Raw genomic sequence first — 1,673 nt, 5'->3', positions numbered from 1 at the left:
GCCAGGCGGTACGCTTCGCCGTGATCCGGTACCAGCATCACATCAACATCTGGCCAGAACCGGCGCAGCGACGCCACGCAGCTGCCGAACCCGGCAATTGAGAACGCCGCGCAGACTGCCACCTTGCCCTTCGTCAGATGATGCAGGGCAACCGCCGTGGCGAACCCCTCACAGACGAACAGAGGCGAGTAGGGCGCATGTGGTGAGGTATCGAGCACGTCCATAAAGCCGGGCATCGGATAGAACCGTCCCGCCTTTTGGGTACCTGCAGGGGAGAACTTGTCGCCGGTTTTGCCGCCAGCAGAGCAGACGCCGCAGATGGCCTCCAGCGCGTCGCCAACCAGCTGGCGATCATCGGTCAGGCGATAGGCAGGAACAAGCAGACAGCGCGACCAGTACGCCCTCGGTTCGAACGAGCGGAACAAGCCACCCACACGAAGGTCAGCGGGGAGGGGCGGGAGGCTGACGCCACCACGCCTGGCGATTGTGGTCTTATTGCGCCAGTACGGGGTATAGGCCGGATTACCGTCGCCTTTCGCCAGCATCCTGACCGCATCAGCCGCAGCCTTATCGGCCTTGCGCCGGTCGGCATCTTCGCGTCTGGCCACCGCCTCGATCGATCGGCGTTTCCGTTCAGCAAGAGCAGCAACCTGTTCAGTCGACGGCGGCGTGCGATTTGAGTCGAGCCGCCAGTACACCTCGCCTGAGAACCGCAGGAATACTTGCGCCATGGCCTCGGGATTGGTTACGCCTTTCAGCTTCAGGAAGTGCCGGTACTGCGACCGGTGATGCGCAGATCCGCGATTGTGGCGGGTAGACCAGGCCTCGATAGCAGCAAGCCCGTCCTCTCCGCAGAGAGATGCCCAGCATGCGATGCCAGAACAGAGGCGCAGCCAGTCCTCGCGGTCAACCGGAGCCCCAGCCGCAGAGACGGCACGCCAGAACAGGCCAGCGTCAGTCAGGTGAGAGTTATCGAACGCCATAAGGAGCCCTCCCGGGACGACGCTGGTCGGCAATAAAGCGTTTGAGCACGGGATCCCCAGCCAGCCAGTAATGCCCGCCACGAAGGGAACGCCCTGCCGGAGTCGGAACGATCCCCCGCGAACTCAGGCGGGAGAGCGTGCGCAGCGACACGTTCAGCAGCGCAGCGAGGTCAGCGGTATAGATTCGTTTTTTCATTGGGAGTACCAGATAGGTGCCCCCCTCAGCTTAACGGGCATCGGGGGGCGGGAGTGACGATTATCGATAAAGCCGCCCTTGAGGACTTACCGCATAGCGGCAGGACAGCAGCCCTTCGCGCTTACTCGCACCTGCCAAGGACGAAGCGCGCATCCTCGTTTACAACCCCGCCTCGTTGGGGAGGAGGGAAAGCGGCACCGGGCGATCCGGTTTCATGTTTCCCAACTGCTCGTCAGGAATCAGTAAGACAAGCTTAACACAATTAACGCCAAAGTGGCGTTTTTTGTGAGATACTAAAAAAGACGCACAGCCAGTGCTGGCGAGGTCTGGCGACCATTTCGACGCAGGGGGAGCAGTGAACGACGATAACGACACGACAGAAGCGACGCAGCCGTCAACCGAGGCACTGAAGTGCGTAGGCGCTGCGGAGCGGTTCCCCGACATCATGCCCGGCGTTTTGTTCGTCACCTGCCCCGGCGGGTGCTCCCTCCGGG

Annotated in this window: 2 protein-coding genes; both read right to left on the bottom strand. The window is 62.1% G+C overall.

Translation table 11 applies throughout. From position 1 onward, the window contains the following. Nucleotides 1-983, bottom strand: a 983-nt coding sequence (locus HMPREF3138_RS08400; protein WP_070558920.1) for a primase/helicase family protein, incomplete at its 3' end; no start/stop codon positions are given. After that, on the bottom strand, nucleotides 970-1,179 hold the full coding sequence (locus tag HMPREF3138_RS26215; protein WP_088765954.1) for a hypothetical protein: 210 nt from the start codon (nucleotides 1,177-1,179) through the stop codon (nucleotides 970-972). The genes HMPREF3138_RS08400 and HMPREF3138_RS26215, both read right to left, overlap by 14 nt. Nucleotides 1,180-1,673 lie beyond the last annotated feature (494 nt).

It is taken from the genome of Serratia sp. HMSC15F11 (assembly GCF_001808215.1).
Classification (GTDB): domain Bacteria; phylum Pseudomonadota; class Gammaproteobacteria; order Enterobacterales; family Enterobacteriaceae; genus Serratia; species Serratia nevei.
The sequence above is the reverse complement of the archived record's forward strand: the minus strand, read 5'-3'. Positions and strand labels throughout refer to the sequence as shown.

What these genes read in the sequence shown, in the direction of transcription:
- HMPREF3138_RS26215 (WP_088765954.1), bottom strand. Translation starts at nt 1,179, where the DNA reads ATGAAAAAACGAATCTATACCGCTGACCTCGCTGCGCTGCTGAACGTG.